Here is a 14674-nt window from a genome sequence, read left to right on the forward strand (position 1 = left end):
GTGGCGCGGCGTGTCCCCGGCGAGTCGGCCGCTCGCGCACGCCTAGTGGATCTTCCTCCCAGGTGAAGTGTCTAAGGTGCGGGCATGACGGTTCTCTCCCCGGACGACGTCCGGCCGAGCCGCGGCGGGCGGCCCAGGGATCCCAGCCGGGACGAGGTGATCCGCGCCGCGATCCTGCGCCTGCTGGCCGACGTCGGCTACGCCGGGCTCACCATGGACGCCGTCGCCGCCGAGGCCGGCGTGGGCAAGGCGACGATCTACCGCCGCTGGCGCACCAAGGAAGACCTCGTCGTCGACACCGTCTCCGACCTCAACGCCGCCGAGGTGGTGGAGGGCGACACCGGCTCCCTCGAGGGGGACCTGCGCGTGATGCTGCGTGCCCTCGTGGCCATGGTCAACAGCCCCGTGGGGGCCGCGACCCAGGCGCTGCTCTCCTCGATGCAGCACCAGCCCGCGCTGGCGGAGGCGTTCCGGAGCGGTCCCCTCGCCATCTGGACCGCGGCGTTCAACGACATGTGGGTGCGCGCCGAGGCCCGCGGCGAGGTCGCGGCCGGTCTCGCGCAGAGCCTGGTGTCGGAGGCGATCGGCGCCCCGATCGTGCAGCGGTGGCTGGTCAACGGCGAGCCGATAGACGACGCCTTCGCCGACGCCGTCGTCGACGTGGTGGCGCTGCCCGTGCTCCGGGCGGCCGGCGCGAACGTCTGAGGCCGGCTCACCAGCCGAGCGTGCCCGGCGCCCCCTTGAACGGACCGACGACCTCGTCGGTGACCCAGCCGCCGTAGAACTCGCCCGGCTGCGGGCGGACCACCTCGCCGTCCACCGTGGCCGCGTCCACCCGGGCCGGGTAGAAGGCGACCGCGCCGGCCAGGTGCTCGTACCCAGGGGCCGGCTCCTCGTAGGACCACCCGACCGCCGCCACGCGACGACCGTCGACGACGGCGTCCCAGTAGGTGGCCGCGCCCTTCCACTCGCACCAGGAGCTACCCGCACCCTGCACGAGCACGTCGGGGGCGATGTCCGCGCGAGGGACGTAGAAGGTCGGTGGATGGCTGGTTTCGCACACCCGGACGGCCCGGCGGGTGTCGGCGATGCGCCGGCCCGCGAGCTCGACGACGACGTGCCGGGGCGTCACCTCGGCCGAGGGCGGCCGCGGGTAGTCCCAGACCGATTCCTGGCCGGGGCCTACGGGGTCGCGGCGGACCGGCACCGGATCACTTCTTGCGGTGCCGGATCCGCTGCACCACGACGAAGGTGACGAACAGGCCGACGGCGCCCATGGTGGCCATGCCGGCGGGCGACTGCAGGAACCGCGTGAGCGCCTCCTGGCTCTTGGCCTTCACCTGTGCGGGACTCGTCCGGTAGGCCAGCTGGTCGAGCGTGGCAGCCAACGACTCGCGGGCGGCGTCGATCTCCAGCTGGATCTGTCGAGGGTCGCGAGGCACGCCGACAGCCTGCCAGACGCGGCGCTGGTCAGCGCAGCGAGCGTCCGTCCTGCACCCGGGCGGGGTACTCCTAGACTCCGGGACGACGCGGGAGTGGTGTAACGGCAGCCACGCCAGACTTAGGATCTGGTGCCTTCGGGCGTGCGGGTTCGACTCCCGCCTCCCGCACGGGCGCCTCCCCCTTCGGGGTGAGCGCGACCGCCCGGCCGCTCGGGTGCGACGTCGGGGGCGCCGACCCGAGGAGCATGAGCACCTCCGCCTCCGTCGTCGGACGCCACCGGGCCCCCGAGGGCCCGGAGACCATCGCCTCGCTGGCCGACCTGGACCGGCCCGGCCGGCACGCCGCGCCCGAGGGCGACGAGCCGATCTACGACGCGCTGCGCGACGAGCTCGCCGCCGTCGACTGGTTCAGCCTGGACTGATCCGTCGCTGCCTGATCAGTCGCTGCCTGATCGGTCGCTGGCTGATCAGTCGCTGCCGAGCACCTCGGCGATGACCGGCACGAGCGCCGCGAACGCCTGCCCGCGATGGCTGCGGGCGTCCTTCTCCCCCGGCGAGAGCTCCGCGGAGGTCACCTCCAGGCCGTCGGGCACGAAGATCGGGTCGTAGCCGAACCCGTTGGTCCCCCGCTCCTCGCGGATCACCCGGCCCCGCCACTCCCGCTCCAGCACCCGCTCGGTCCCGTCCGGCAGGACGAGGGCGGCCGCGCAGACGAACGCCGCACCCCGCCGGTCGTCGGGCACGTCGGCCAGCTGGCCCAGCAAGAGTGCGGTGTTGGCCGGGTCGTCCCCGTGCCGGCCGGACCAGCGCGCCGAGAAGATGCCGGGCATCCCGTTCAGCGCGTCGACCGTCAGCCCCGAGTCGTCGGCCACCGCCGGCAGCCCCGTGTGCCGCACCGCCTCGCGGGCCTTGAGCAGCGCGTTCTCGGTGAACGTCGCCCCGGTCTCGGGCGCCTCGGGGTACTCGGCGACGTCGCCCAGCCCCACGACCTCGACACCGGGCACGGCGGACTGCAGCAGCCGGCGGAGCTCCGCGAGCTTGCCCGCGTTGCGGGTGGCCAGCAGCAGCCGGGTGCTCATCGGGCGAGCGCGTCGGCCTGCAGGCGGGTGAGGTCGGCGCAGCCGGCGACGGCGAGGTCGAGGAGGGCGTCGAGGGTGGGCCGGTCGAACACCGCGCCCTCGGCGGTGCCCTGCACCTCGACGAACCCGCCGTCGCCGGTGCACACCACGTTCATGTCGGTGCCGGCGCGCACGTCCTCCTCGTAGGCGAGGTCGAGCCGCGGCTCGCCGTCGATGACGCCTACGCTGACCGCGGCCACCGACTGGACCAGGGGCTCCGTCTTGGCCAGCTTGCCGCGTTCCCCGAGCCAGGAGACGGCGTCGGCCAGCGCCACGTACGCGCCGGTGATGGCCGCGGTCCGCGTCCCGCCGTCGGCCTGGAGGACGTCGCAGTCGATCGCGATGCTGTTCTCCCCGAGCGCGCCGAGGTCGATCGAGGCGCGCAGCGAGCGGCCGATGAGCCGGCTGATCTCGTGGGTGCGGCCGCCGATCTTGCCGCGCACCGACTCGCGGTCGCTGCGGGTGTGGGTGGCCCGCGGCAGCATCGCGTACTCGGCGGTCACCCAACCCAGCCCCGAGCCCTTGCGCCAGCGGGGCACGCCCTCGGTCACGCTGGCCGCGCACAGCACGCGGGTGCGGCCGAACTCGACCAGCACCGATCCCTCGGCGTGGTCGAGCCAGTTGCGGGTGATGGTCACCGGTCGGAGCTGGTCGGCCGCTCGGCCGTCGGGGCGGGTCACGGGACTCGACAGTAGTGCGCCCCCGCCTCGGGCCGAGGTGTGCTCCCTGGAGTTCGACGGGTCCTGCCCTGACCTCCCGCGGGCCGTGCCCTGTACGGGTGCCTGGCCTGACGCCGGACGGGCACGCAGCGCGGAGCCCGTGGGTCGGCGAAAATCCCTTCATGAGGTCGGAGCTGCGTGCCGTCCGGACCGGCGGCGTCCCCGTCGTCGTCGACCTGACCGACGACTGCGAACAGTTCGTGCGCGGTGCGGGTGACGGGCTGCTGCACGTGTTCGTGCCGCACGCGACGGCGGGCATCGCGCTCATCGAGACCGGGTCCGGCAGCGACGACGACCTGCTCGCCCAGCTCGAGGAGCTGCTGCCCCGGGACGACAGGTGGCGGCACCGGCACGGCAGCCCGGGGCACGGCCGCGACCACGTGCTGCCGGCGTTCGTGCCGCCGCACGCGACGGTCCCCGTGCTGGAGGGCCGCATGCAACTGGGCACCTGGCAGCGGATCTGCCTGGTCGACACCAACACCGACAACCACCAGCGGCACGTCCGGTTCTCGTTCCTGGGCGGGTGAGCACGGGGCCCGGTTCCCCCCTGCCAGACGGGCACGGCAGGATGCCGGGCATGACCGACAGCACCGTTCCCGCGCCCGTTCGGCTCTCCCCCGGCGACCCGGCACCGGAATTCACGCTGTCGGACGCCGACGGGAAGCCGGTGTCCCTCTCCGACCACCGGGGCCGGCGGGTCATCGTCTACTGCTACCCGGCGGCGCTCACGCCCGGCTGCACGACGCAGGCCGTCGACTTCACCGCCGCGGCCGGCGAGCTCGCGGAGGCCGGGCTGGACATCATCGGGATCTCCCCCGACCCGGTCGAGAAGCTGCAGAAGTTCCGGGAGAAGGAGGACCTGCGGATCACCCTCGTCTCCGACCCGGACAAGCAGGTGCTCACCGCCTACGGCGCCTACGGCCCGAAGAAGCTGTACGGCAAGGAGGTCGTGGGGGTCATCCGGTCGACCTTCGTCATCGACTCCGAGGGCCGCATCGAGAAGGCCGCCTACAACGTCAAGGCCACCGGCCACGTCGCCAAGCTCCGCCGCGATCTCGGCCTGGCCTGACCGCGCTCACGCCCGCCACCTGCCGGGACGCGGCTGGCAGTCCGGCTCGCACGGGTAGGCCTCGTCCCACGGGAAGATCCCGCCCGGCATCGCCCAGGTGAGCTGGTAGGCCGGCACGGAGTACTCGTCGGGCCGCCCGTAGAAGCGGTTGGCCACGAACAGCACCTCGCCGGGGTTGGGCAACTCCTCGACCGCGAGCACCGGCACGCCGTCGTCGTCCCGCACGATCTCCCCGGGCACCAGGTCGCGGCCGTCGGCCACCGTCGCGCCCATCTCGTTGAGGAGCCCGCAGGCGGTCTCGTACCCCACCGAGACCACCACCAGCTCGGGGTGACCGAGCCCGTAGAGGCCGACCGTGTAGGCGAAGGACGGCTCGTCGCTGCCCGCCCCGCGGGCGACGTACTGGACCGCCCAGCGGTGGCGTCGGATGACCTGGGCGAGGTGGGCGTCCTCCTGGTCGAGCCAGGCGATGGTCTGCGGATCCTGCGTCATGCGCCCACCCTCCGCCGCCGGCCTCCGCCCGTCGGGTGCCGGCGGAGATCTGTGGATCCGCACCGGAGGTGTGGATCCAGGCTCGGACCCCGCCGGCCTCAGCCCCCGTCTGCCTCGCGCGCCGCCTTCTTGCGCCGCTTGCCCTCGTGCATCGCCGCCACCCGGGCGACCGGGATGGTGTGTCCCTCGGCCACCAGCTCGTCGGGCAACCGCTGGGGTGCGGGCAGCGCCTCGGTCCACGGGTCGCGGTCGCCGAGCAGGCCGGGCGCCGTCGTCACGGTGAAGTCGGCGGGGCGGACCTCGTCGAGGTCGGCCCACGCCACCGGGAACGAGACGGGCAGCCCAGGCCGGATCCGCGGGCTGTACGCGGCGACCACCGTCGCCTGACCCGAGCGGGTCGAGTCGACGAACACCCGGTCGCCCCGGTCCTCCAGCAGGTACGCGGTCGTCGCCAGACCGGGGTCCAGGGCCGCGGATCGGGCGGCCAGCGCGCGCGTCGCGGCGGCGACGTCCTCGACCGGCGACCCGTCCACCGGGACGACGACGTGCAGGCCCGTGGACCCGCTGGTCTTCACCGCGCCCTCGAGCCCGGCGTCCTCCAGGGCCCGCCGGACCAGCTGCGCGGTGGCCACGACCGCCGCGAAGTCCGCGCCCTCGGGCGGATCGAGGTCGAGGACCAGCCCGGTCGGCTCCGGGTGGTCCACGCGGAAGAAGGGGACGTGCAGCTCCACGGCCCGCTGGTTGCCGAGCCACAGCAGCGTCCGGCGGTCGTCGCACAGCACCTGCTGGATCTCGCGGTGCGCGCCTTCGGACCACGTCGGTGTGGTGCGGACCCAGTCCGGCGCGCCCTTGCTGACGTTGCGCTGCATGAACGGCGGCTGGCCGGGGCGGACCCGCTGCACCGACAGCGGGCGGCCGGCCACCTGCGGCACGAGCCGGTCGGCGACGGCGTCGAAGTAGTCGACGAGGTCCCGCTTGCGCACGCCGAGGCCGTCGCCCAGCGGCGAGTCCAGGCTGGAGAGCGCGACGCCGTCCCGTTCCTCCGCCCCGGTCACGCTCGCCTTCCTACCGCACCGCGCAGCGTCCTACCCCACCGCGCGGCGTCCTCCCTCACCGTGCACCGTGCGGGAGGAGGCGCTGGGATCAGGTGACCTGATCCCAGCCGCGGGCTCAGATGTGGAAGACCTGCCCCGGACCGACCAGCTCGGTCTCCGGGAACGCCGCGCTGGCCGCGGCCAGCTGCCCGATCCGGTCCACCCACGCGGGGATGTGCGTGAGCAGCAGCCGCCCCACCCCGGCCGCCGCGGCGTGCTCTCCGGCCTGCCGGCCGGTGAGGTGCAGGCCCGGGGGCTGGTCGGGGTCATCGTCGGGGTGCGCCGCCTCGGCGAGCAGCACGTCGGCGCCGCGGGCGAGCTCGACCACGCGGTCGCAGGGCCCGGTGTCGCCGGTGTAGACCAGCGACCTGCCGCCGGCGGTGAACCGCGCGGCGTAGGTCTCGATCGGGTGCGCGGTGCGGGCGAGCTCGACCTGGAACGGACCGAGGTCGAAGGAGCCGGGGCCGACCGGCACGAAGTCGAAGACGTCGGTGAGCCCGTCACCGTCGACGTCGTAGGCCGCCGCCAGCCGCCGCTCGGCGTCCACGGGTGCGTACAGCGGGACCAGCCCGGCCGGCGACCGGCCCGAGTAGCGGTGCCAGACCACGAACGGGGCGACGTCGAGGCAGTGGTCGGCATGCAGGTGCGACAGGAAGACGGCGTCGACGGCGGCGGGGTCGAGCACGCGCTGCAGCGGCCCGAAGGAGCCGTTGCCCAGGTCCACCACGAGCTGGAAGCCGTCGTGCTCGAGCAGGTAGCAGGAGGCCGGCGAGTCGGGCCCGGGACCGCTCCCGCAGCAGCCGACGACGGTGAGCTTCACGCCGCACCCACCGCTCCGGCGCGGAGCACCGAGCCGATCTCCGGGCCGAGGAACCGGCGGCCGAGCCGGGCGAACGGCTCGGGGTCCCCGGTGGCCAGGAACGCGTGCTCGGGCGGCGGCGCCCCTTCCTCGCGGAGCAGGTCGAGCCGGGTGAGCACGTGGTGCACGTCCTTGGCCGTCTCCTCGGCGCTGGACACCAGCGTGACGTCGTCGCCCATGACCAGGCTGATCACCCCGGTGAGCAGCGGGTAGTGCGTGCACCCCAGGACGACGGTGTCGACGTCCGCGGCCAGCAGCGGATCGAGGTAGGACTGCGCCAGCCCCAGCAGCTGCCGCCCGCTGGTCACGCCGCGCTCGACGAAGTCGACGAAGCTCGGGCAGGCGGCGCTGGTGACGCTGAGCCCCGGGACGGCGGCGAAGGCGTCCTCGTAGGCGCCGCTGGTGATCGTGGCCTGGGTGCCGATGACCCCGATCCGGCCGTTGCGCGTGGCGGCGGTCGCCCGGCGGACGGCGGGCAGCACGACCTCCACCACGGGCACGTCGTAGCGCTCCCGGGCGTCACGCAGCGAGGCCGCGCTGGCGGAGTTGCACGCCACCACCAGCATCTTCACGCCGTCGGCGACGAGGTCGTCCATGACGGCGAGGGAGTGCCGGCGCACCTCGGCGATCGGCAGCGGGCCGTAGGGGCCGTTCGCGGTGTCGCCGATGTAGCGGATCGCCTCGCCGGACAGCTGGTCGAGGACGGCGCGGGCCACGGTGAGCCCGCCGACCCCCGAGTCGAAGATGCCGATCGGTGCGTCGGCTCCTGGCTGCGTCCCCATGTCGCCGGTCAGGCTAGCCCGCAGGTACGACGTCCGTGTGGTGACGGCGCGCCCGGTCGCCCGACGGGGTGGGACGGCGCCGGTCGTACCGCTAGGCCCAGAGCTGGCCTTCCAGCGCCGCGGCCGCCTCCTCCAGCGTGCCCGCGTAGGCGCCGGTGGACAGGTACTTCCAGCCGCCGTCGCAGACGATGAAGACGATGTCGGCCTTGCGGCCGGCCGCCACCTCCTTGTCCGCGACGCCCAGCGCCGCGTGCAGGATGGCGCCGGTCGAGATGCCGGCGAAGATCCCCTCGCGCTCCACCAGCTGGCGGGTGCGGTGGATGGCGTCGTCCGGGCCGACGGAGAACCGCGAGTCCAGCAGCGTCGCGTCGTAGAGCTCGGGGATGAAGCCCTCGTCGATGTTGCGCAGGCCGTAGACCAGCTCCCCGTAGCGGGGCTCGGCGGCGATGACCTGCACGCCCGGCTTGTGCTCGCGGAAATAGCGCGAGCAGCCCATGAGCGTGCCCGTCGTTCCGAGTCCGGCGACGAAGTGGGTGATCGACGGCAGATCGGCCAGGATCTCCGGCGCGGTGCCCTCGTAGTGCGCCTGGGCGTTGGCCGGGTTGCCGTACTGGTACAGCATCACCCAGTCGTCGTGCTGCTCGGCGAGCTCCTTGGCCATGGCGACGGCCTGGTTGGACCCGCCGGCGGCCGGCGAGGAGATGATCTGCGCGCCGTACATCTCCAGCAGCTGCCGGCGCTCCACCGAGGTGTTCTCCGGCATGACGCAGATGAGCTTGTAGCCGCGCTGCCGGGCGACCATGGCCAGCGAGATGCCCGTGTTGCCGCTCGTCGGCTCGAGGATGGTGCACCCCGGCTGCAGCAGCCCCTCCTTCTCGGCCGCCTCGATCATCTTGATCGCCGCGCGGTCCTTGATGGAGCCGGTGGGGTTGTGGTCCTCGAGCTTGGCCCACAGCCGGACGTCGGACGTCGGCGACAGGTTCGGCAGCCCCACGAGCGGGGTGCCGCCGAGCGAGTCGACGAGGGAGTTGAAGCGGGCCATCAGAGCTCTTCCGGGAGGGTGGCGGTGGACCTGGCGGTGCCGACCGCTCAGCAGCCGCCGGCGACCGCCGGGAGGATGGTCACCGAGTCGCCGTCCTTGACCTGGGTGTCCAGGGCGCCGGTGAAGCGCACGTCCTCGTCGTTGACGTAGACGTTCACGAAGCGGTGCAGCTTGCCCTCCTCGGTGACGAGGCGGTTCTTCAGGCCGGAGTGCTGGGCGTCGAGGTCGTCGATGAGCGCCGCGAGGGTCGCGCCGTTGCCCTCCACGGTCTTGTTGCCGCCCGTGTGGGTGCGCAGGATGGTCGGGATCCGGACCTCGATGGCCATGGCGTGCGGTTCTCCTCGGAGTGCGGTGACGGATGGGGGCTGCGGCGGCGCAGCGGTGATGCGTCTGACGGGGCCAACACCCCAGCGCCGCGCGGGATTCCGGGGCCCTCCTGCAGGGGCCCGCCGCGAGCTCGCGAGCGGCGGGGGGCAGGAGGGTGTTTTTCAGTCGTAGACGACGGTGGTCGGCGAGTGCCCGAAGAGGTAGGACTCGACGACCTCGACCTCTTCCTCGGTGATCTCGCCGTCGACGATCCGGAAGCTGCGGAACTCGACCTCGTCGTCGACCAGGCCGGTCTGCTTGCCGTGGTGCCGGGTGGACACGAGCACGTAGTGGATCCGCGGATCGGCGGCCGGCCCGGAGGCGTAGCCGACGTCGGTGCGCGACGGGTAGGCCTCGGTCGCGGTGTGCGAGTGGTAGATGACCACCGGCCACTCGTCGCGGTCGTCCATCTCCCGGTGCAGCCGCAGCAGGTCGGCGCTGTCGAACTCGTAGAACGTGGGCGAGCGGGCCGCGTTGAGCATCGGGATGAAGCGCTCGGGCCGTTCGGTGCCCTCGGGGCCGGCGACGACGCCACAGGCCTCGTCCGGGTGGTCCTCCCGGGCGTGGGCCACGATGGCGTCGTAGGTCGCGCGGTCGATGCGCAGCACGTCCGCCACTCTAGTCGACGACCCTTTCCGGCCCCCGGCCGCTCGGAATCCGCCGGGTCCCTGCAGCGGGACCAGGAGCAGCCGATACGGTCCAGCGTCGTGTGGGATGACGTGCTGCTGATCGCCGGGATCGTCCTGGTCGCGCTCCCCGCACTGGTGCTCGGCGGCCGCGGTCTGCTGCGGCACCGCGGCTACGTCACCCGCAACCCCGACGACCGCCTCTCCGTCGTCGTCATGGTGACGATGCGGACGCTGGCCCTGCTGCTGCTGTTCGCGCTGTCGGGGATCACCCTGGTCTCGTGCGTCGGCGCCCTGCTCGCCGACGTCGAGCTGCACGGCATGGTCTACGTCTTCTTCGTGCTCGCGCTGCTCCTGGCGGCGCTGGTCCTGCTCACCTTCGGCCGGACCGAGCAGCGACCAGCGCGTCGACGAGCGAGCCCTGCACGGCGGTGAGCCAGTAGTACACCGCCAGCTGCTGGTCGCCCTCGTCGGCGACGTCCTCCGGCGGCTCGGTGTCCTCGCTGATGTCCAGCCGCGTGCCGAGGGCCAGGCGCAGGTCGTTGCTGGTCCGCATCCACGCTCCGGCCTGGTCGGCGTCCAGCCGGACCTCGCCGCCGTCGGCCGGCAGCGAGGCCCGCACGGTGGCGAGGTCGTCGGCCTTGCCGCTGCGCAACGAGGCCTCCGTGAGGTCGCGGTAGTCGGCGGCCATCGCCGGGTCGGAGCGGTGCCCCGCAGGGAACAGCCGCTCGATCACCGGGTCGTCGCCGACGTCGTCGGGATCGGCGGTGAGCAACTGCTCGAGCTGGTCGAGCAAGAGGCCGAGGATGCCGGCTTCGGCGGGCTCGAACCGGGCGACCAGCTCACCGCTGCGCGCGGCGCGGAACGGCCTCACGAGTCGCGCTGGTAGCTGGCCCACAGTCCGTAGGCGTGCAACCGGCTGGTGTCGTGCTCCATGCGCTCGCGCGGGCCGGAGCTGACGATGGCCTTGCCGTCGTTGTGCACCTGCAGCATGAGGGTGGTCGCGGTCGGCTCGTCGTAGCCGAACAGCTCCTGCAGCACGAACGTCACGTACGACATCAGGTTGACGGGGTCGTTCCACACGATGGTGACCCACGGGCGGTCGAGGTCGTGGTCCTCGTCGACGGTGACGTCGGGGGCCCGTTCGGGGGCGAGCGGTCCGGTCACGTCTGCCACCTTAGGACGCCGGAGAGCCGGGCGACCGCGCTCCGCCTACGCTTCCCGATCATGGTGGACACCGGGCTGACTCCCCCGCCGGCTCCCGCTCTCTTCACCGACCGGTACGAGCTGACCATGGTCGCCGCGGCGCTGGCGAACGGCACCGCGTCCCGGGACTGCGTGTTCGAGGTCTTCGCCCGCCGGCTCCCCCACGGCCGCCGGTTCGGGGTGGTCGCCGGCACCGGCCGGCTCCTGGAGGCACTGCCGTACTTCCGCTTCGGCGACGACGAACTGGCCGCGCTGCGCGAGCAGGGGCTGACCGACGGGCGGCTGCTGGACTGGCTCGCCGACTTCCGGTTCTCCGGGGACGTGGACGGCTACGCCGAGGGCGAGCTGTTCTTCCCCGGCTCCCCGGTGCTCACGGTGCGGGCGCCGTTCGCCGAGGGCGTGCTGCTGGAGACCCTGGCGCTGTCGGCCCTCAACCACGACAGCGCGATCGCGTCGGCCGCGGCCCGCATGGTGGCCGCCGCGTGCGAGCGCCCGTGCATCGAGATGGGCTCGCGGCGCACGCACGAGGAGGCGGCGGTGGCCGCCGCCCGGGCCGCGCACCTGGTCGGCTTCGCGGCCAGCTCGAACCTCGAGGCCGGCCGCCGCTACGGGGTGCCGACGACGGGCACCAGCGCGCACGCCTTCACCCTCCTGCACGACGACGAGCGCTCGGCGTTCCGCGCGCAGGTCGCCGCGCTCGGCGTCGGCACGACCCTGCTGGTGGACACCTACGACGTGGATCAGGGCATCCGCAACGCCGTCGAGGTCGCCGGCCCGGAGCTCGGCGGGATCCGGCTGGACTCCGGGGACCTGCCCACGCTGGCCACCCACGCCCGGACGCTGCTCGACGAACTCGGCGCGACGCGCACCCGCATCACGGTGACCAGCGACCTCGACGAGTACGCGATCGCCGGGCTGATGGCCGCGCCCGTGGACGGCTACGGCGTCGGCACCTCGCTGGTCACCGGCTCGGGGGCGCCCACGGCCGGGCTGGTCTACAAGCTGGTCGAGCGCGACGGCGTGCCGGTGGCGAAGAAGTCGGAGGGGAAGCTCTCGGTGGGCGGGCGGAAGTCCGCCGTCCGCCGGCACGACGCCGACGGCATCGCGACGGCCGAGGTGGTGACGGCGGCGTCGGTGCAGGCGCGTCCCGGCGACCGAGACCTGGTCGTGCCCCTGGTGCGGGGCGGCGAGCTCTGCGAGGCCCTCGGTCCGGCGGAGGCACTGACCCGGGCGCGGGAGCACCACGAACGGGCCCGCGCCGCCCTGCCCCAGGAGGCGTTCGCGCTCTCCCGCGGCGAGCCCGTGCTCGACACCGTGACCGCGTGAAGGAGGAACAGGTGACCCGCGCACTGATCGTCGTCGACGTGCAGAACGACTTCTGCGAGGGAGGCAGCCTGGCCGTGGCCGGCGGGTCCGCCGTCGCCGGGGCCATCAGCGCCCACGTCAGGTCGGCGGGATACGACCACGTCGTCGCGACCCGGGACCACCACATCGACCCCGGCGACCACTTCGCCGACGCGCCGGACTTCGTCGGGACGTGGCCCCGGCACTGCGTCGTCGGCACCGACGGCGTGGAGCTGCACCCGGCGCTGGACCGGGAGCCGCTCGAGGCGGTGTTCGACAAGGGCGAGTACGCGGCGGCCTACTCGGGCTTCGAAGGGGTGGCCGACGGGGTGGGTCTGGCCACGTGGCTGCGGGAGCGCGGCGTGGACGCCGTGGACGTGGTCGGCATAGCCACCGACCACTGCGTGCGCGCGACGGCCCTGGACGCCGTCGCCGCCGGGTTCCGCACGCGGGTGCTGCTGCCGCTGACCGCGGGGGTGTCGGAGGCGACCGTCGAGGCCGCCCTGGACCAGCTGCGGACCGCCGGCGTCGAGCTCGAGGGCGCCGTCCACCGCGGCTGAGCGACCGCCGGGGCGACGTCCTCCCTCTCCGTTCGCCGTCCTCCCTCACGGTGGACCACGAGGGAGGCGGCGTGATGATCAGCTCAGCTGATCATCACGGCACCGCGTCGAGGACTTCGTCCCTGGTGAAGCCGAGCACCTGCAGGACGGCGTCCAGGTAGGGCTGGTTCAGCGCGGTGTGCGCCTGCTCGCGCACGAACGGCTTGGCGTTGAAGGCGATGCCCAGGCCCGCGGTGTTGAGCATGTCGAGGTCGTTCGCCCCGTCCCCCACCGCGACCGTCTGCTCCAGCGGGATGCCGTACTCCTCCGCGAACCGCGCCAGGGCCCGCGCCTTGCCCGGACGGTCGACGATCTCGCCGACCAGCCCACCGGTCAGCCGGCCGTCGACCACCTCGAGGGTGTTCGCCGCGGCGAAGTCCAACCCGAGCGACTCAGCCAGCGGATCGGTGATCTGCGTGAAGCCACCGCTGACGATCCCGCACCGGAACCCGAGGCGTTGCAGGGTCCGGATGAGCGTGCGCGCGCCCGGCGTGAGGACCAGGTGCTCGCGGACCTCGTCGAGCACCTCCTCGGGCAGCCCTTCCAGGACCGCCACCCGCGCCTTGAGCGACTCCGCGAAGTCCAGCTCGCCGTTCATGGCCGCGGCGGTGATGCGGGCGACCTCGGCGGCCCGGCCGGCGCGGGCGGCCAGCTCGTCGATCACCTCGCCGCGCACCAGCGTGCTGTCGACGTCGAGCACGATCAGCCGCTTGCTGCGACGGGCCAGCCCCACCTGCTCCACGGCGATGTCGGTCCCGGTGCGGGCGGCCACCGTCGCGAGCTCGGTGCGCAGCGCGGTGGCCTCCGCGCCGGAGACGGTGAGCTCGAAGCTGGTCACGGGGTAGTCCGACAGCCGGCGGATGGCGTCGATGTTGCCGCCCACGGCGGCGATGCCCTGCGCCGCACCGGCGACGGCGTCCGGCGACACGGGTCGCCCCAGCAGGATCACGTGGTGCGGGCGTCCGGCCGCGACCGGCTCGGGCCCGCCGGCCGGCTCGACCTCGACCCGCACGTCGACGGCGGCGGCGACGTCGTCGGCCAGCCGGCGCAGGTGCCGGAGCAGGTCGTCCTCGGTGACCCCGGCGCCCTCGTCGCAGGAGACGGCGACGACGACGCCCAGCACGAGCTGGCCGTGCACCACGACCTGCTCGACGTCGATCACCTCGACCGCAGGGGCGTCGTCGGCCGGGTCGGCCAGCGCCGCGAACAGCCGCGCCGTGACCCCGGGCCGGTCGGCACCGCTCACCGTCACCAGGGCGCGCGGGGTGGTGGGGCCGGGCTCGGCAGGGTCGTGCTCGGGGGCGTGGGGCATCGGGTCGAGCGGCACCCCGCCATCGTGCCGCACCGTGCGCAGCGGGTTCGCACCCGGACCGGTGAACGCGAGTGGCCCAGAACCGGCTCGGTCCTGGGCCACTCGGGTGCAGCAGTTGGCGGCTGCTTACGTCGGATCGGGGTCCTGCGGGCCCTGGCGCTTGCCCTCGGTGAGCCCGATCTCGCTGACGCCGGCGTAGGGCTCGTGGCGTCGTCCGGAGTGGGCTTCGGCCTGGAGCCGCTCCACCAGGTGCGGGTAGTGCGCCTCGAACGCCGGCCGCTCGGAGCGGATCCGCGGGATCTCCACGAAGTTGTGCCGTGGCGGCGGGGAGGAGGTGGCCCATTCCAGGGAGTTGCCGTGGCCCCACGGGTCGTCGCGCAGGGCGAGCTGCCCGTACTTCCAGGAGCGCACGATGTTGTACAGGAACGGGATGATCGAGGCGCCCAGCACGAAGCTGAAGATCGTGGAGATCATGTTCAGCGTGGTGAACGAGTCGGTCGGCAGGTAGTCCACGTACCGGCGCGGCATGCCCTCGTTGCCCAGCCAGTGCTGGATGAGGAACGTGCCGTGGAAGCCGATGAACGTCAGCCAGAACTGCAGCTTG

Annotated in this window: 22 protein-coding genes and 1 tRNA gene; 8 read left to right on the plus strand and 15 right to left on the minus strand. The window is 73.4% G+C overall.

Annotated features, from left to right (window positions below; translation table 11 throughout):
- The first annotated feature begins 84 nt into the window (after positions 1-84).
- A complete protein-coding gene (locus A6V29_RS02080) occupies positions 85-705 on the plus strand; it encodes a TetR/AcrR family transcriptional regulator (RefSeq protein WP_137158748.1) in 621 nt (206 codons plus the stop codon).
- A gap of 7 nt (positions 706-712) precedes the next feature.
- On the opposite strand, the gene A6V29_RS02085 is transcribed toward A6V29_RS02080, so the two are convergent.
- A complete protein-coding gene (locus A6V29_RS02085; protein ID WP_137158749.1) occupies positions 713-1207 on the minus strand; it encodes a DUF427 domain-containing protein in 495 nt (164 codons plus the stop codon).
- A 4-nt stretch (positions 1208-1211) separates the two neighbouring features.
- Positions 1212-1442: a DUF3618 domain-containing protein gene (locus A6V29_RS02090; protein ID WP_137158750.1), complete on the minus strand. Its 231-nt coding sequence runs from the start codon at positions 1440-1442 to the stop codon at positions 1212-1214.
- A gap of 87 nt (positions 1443-1529) precedes the next feature.
- Between A6V29_RS02090 and A6V29_RS02095 the strand changes: the two genes are divergently transcribed.
- Together A6V29_RS02095 and A6V29_RS20550 are read left to right on the plus strand one after the other, a co-directional pair.
- Positions 1530-1610 (plus strand) — tRNA-Leu (locus A6V29_RS02095).
- Positions 1611-1687: 77 nt separating this feature from the next.
- The gene (locus A6V29_RS20550; RefSeq protein WP_170977651.1) at positions 1688-1864 is read left to right on the plus strand and encodes a hypothetical protein; all 177 of its coding nucleotides are present in this window, start codon (positions 1688-1690) and stop codon (positions 1862-1864) included.
- A gap of 45 nt (positions 1865-1909) precedes the next feature.
- On the opposite strand, the gene rdgB is transcribed toward A6V29_RS20550, so the two are convergent.
- Entirely contained in the window at positions 1910-2521 is a 612-nt protein-coding gene (rdgB, locus tag A6V29_RS02100; RefSeq protein ID WP_137158751.1) for an RdgB/HAM1 family non-canonical purine NTP pyrophosphatase, read from the minus strand.
- A complete protein-coding gene (gene rph, locus A6V29_RS02105) occupies positions 2518-3240 on the minus strand; it encodes a ribonuclease PH (RefSeq protein WP_137158752.1) in 723 nt (240 codons plus the stop codon). The genes rdgB and rph overlap by 4 nt, the downstream gene beginning before the upstream one ends.
- 161 nt (positions 3241-3401) lie before the next feature.
- Here rph and A6V29_RS02110 point away from each other — a divergent pair, with 161 nt between their 5' ends.
- Both A6V29_RS02110 and bcp read left to right on the plus strand, forming a co-directional pair.
- Positions 3402-3806: a secondary thiamine-phosphate synthase enzyme YjbQ gene (locus tag A6V29_RS02110; RefSeq protein WP_137158753.1), complete on the plus strand. Its 405-nt coding sequence runs from the start codon at positions 3402-3404 to the stop codon at positions 3804-3806.
- Positions 3807-3856: 50 nt separating this feature from the next.
- A complete protein-coding gene (bcp, locus tag A6V29_RS02115; protein WP_137158754.1) occupies positions 3857-4348 on the plus strand; it encodes a thioredoxin-dependent thiol peroxidase in 492 nt (163 codons plus the stop codon).
- A 6-nt stretch (positions 4349-4354) separates the two neighbouring features.
- Here the strand turns inward: bcp and A6V29_RS02120 are convergent, their stop codons facing one another.
- The 7 genes from A6V29_RS02120 to A6V29_RS02150 all read right to left on the minus strand — a co-directional run bounded on the left by A6V29_RS02120 (position 4355) and on the right by A6V29_RS02150 (position 9591).
- Positions 4355-4840: a DUF4262 domain-containing protein gene (locus A6V29_RS02120; RefSeq protein WP_137158755.1), complete on the minus strand. Its 486-nt coding sequence runs from the start codon at positions 4838-4840 to the stop codon at positions 4355-4357.
- A 98-nt stretch (positions 4841-4938) separates the two neighbouring features.
- The gene (locus A6V29_RS02125) at positions 4939-5895 is read right to left on the minus strand and encodes a DNA polymerase domain-containing protein (protein WP_137158756.1); all 957 of its coding nucleotides are present in this window, start codon (positions 5893-5895) and stop codon (positions 4939-4941) included.
- Between the two features lie 115 nt (positions 5896-6010).
- Positions 6011-6754 (minus strand): MBL fold metallo-hydrolase, encoded by a 744-nt coding sequence (locus tag A6V29_RS02130; protein ID WP_137158757.1) that lies wholly within the window; start codon positions 6752-6754, stop codon positions 6011-6013.
- Positions 6751-7575 (minus strand): glutamate racemase, encoded by an 825-nt coding sequence (gene murI / locus A6V29_RS02135; RefSeq protein WP_137158758.1) that lies wholly within the window; start codon positions 7573-7575, stop codon positions 6751-6753. Before murI ends, A6V29_RS02130 begins: the two co-directional genes overlap by 4 nt.
- 91 nt (positions 7576-7666) lie before the next feature.
- Positions 7667-8617, minus strand: coding sequence for a PLP-dependent cysteine synthase family protein (locus tag A6V29_RS02140; protein ID WP_137158759.1), 951 nt, complete (start codon positions 8615-8617; stop codon positions 7667-7669).
- 47 nt (positions 8618-8664) lie between these two features.
- The gene (locus A6V29_RS02145; RefSeq protein WP_137158760.1) at positions 8665-8943 is read right to left on the minus strand and encodes a MoaD/ThiS family protein; all 279 of its coding nucleotides are present in this window, start codon (positions 8941-8943) and stop codon (positions 8665-8667) included.
- Positions 8944-9105: 162 nt separating this feature from the next.
- Complete coding sequence (locus A6V29_RS02150) at positions 9106-9591, minus strand: M67 family metallopeptidase (RefSeq protein WP_137158761.1); 486 nt, start codon at positions 9589-9591, stop codon at positions 9106-9108.
- 99 nt (positions 9592-9690) lie between these two features.
- Between A6V29_RS02150 and A6V29_RS02155 the strand changes: the two genes are divergently transcribed.
- Entirely contained in the window at positions 9691-10044 is a 354-nt protein-coding gene (locus A6V29_RS02155; RefSeq protein WP_137158762.1) for a hypothetical protein, read from the plus strand.
- Here A6V29_RS02155 and A6V29_RS02160 read toward each other — a convergent pair.
- Together A6V29_RS02160 and clpS are read right to left on the minus strand one after the other, a co-directional pair.
- Entirely contained in the window at positions 9983-10483 is a 501-nt protein-coding gene (locus A6V29_RS02160) for a DUF2017 family protein (protein WP_137158763.1), read from the minus strand. The two genes, A6V29_RS02155 and A6V29_RS02160, sit on opposite strands and share 62 nt — an antisense overlap.
- On the minus strand, positions 10480-10776 hold the full coding sequence (gene clpS / locus A6V29_RS02165) for an ATP-dependent Clp protease adapter ClpS (protein WP_137158764.1): 297 nt from the start codon (positions 10774-10776) through the stop codon (positions 10480-10482). Before clpS ends, A6V29_RS02160 begins: the two co-directional genes overlap by 4 nt.
- Positions 10777-10836: 60 nt before the next feature.
- Here clpS and A6V29_RS02170 point away from each other — a divergent pair, with 60 nt between their 5' ends.
- Positions 10837-12141: a nicotinate phosphoribosyltransferase gene (locus A6V29_RS02170; protein WP_137158765.1), complete on the plus strand. Its 1305-nt coding sequence runs from the start codon at positions 10837-10839 to the stop codon at positions 12139-12141.
- An 11-nt stretch (positions 12142-12152) separates the two neighbouring features.
- Entirely contained in the window at positions 12153-12719 is a 567-nt protein-coding gene (locus tag A6V29_RS02175) for a nicotinamidase (protein ID WP_137158766.1), read from the plus strand.
- A gap of 94 nt (positions 12720-12813) precedes the next feature.
- On the opposite strand, the gene serB is transcribed toward A6V29_RS02175, so the two are convergent.
- Both serB and A6V29_RS02185 read right to left on the minus strand, forming a co-directional pair.
- A complete protein-coding gene (gene serB, locus A6V29_RS02180; RefSeq protein ID WP_249932934.1) occupies positions 12814-14085 on the minus strand; it encodes a phosphoserine phosphatase SerB in 1272 nt (423 codons plus the stop codon).
- A gap of 111 nt (positions 14086-14196) precedes the next feature.
- A partial coding sequence (locus A6V29_RS02185; protein WP_170977652.1) for a cbb3-type cytochrome c oxidase subunit I occupies positions 14197-14674 on the minus strand: 478 nt, incomplete at its 5' end.

The sequence above is a fragment of the Blastococcus sp. CCUG 61487 genome, assembly GCF_005222955.1.
Lineage (GTDB): Bacteria > Actinomycetota > Actinomycetes > Mycobacteriales > Geodermatophilaceae > Blastococcus.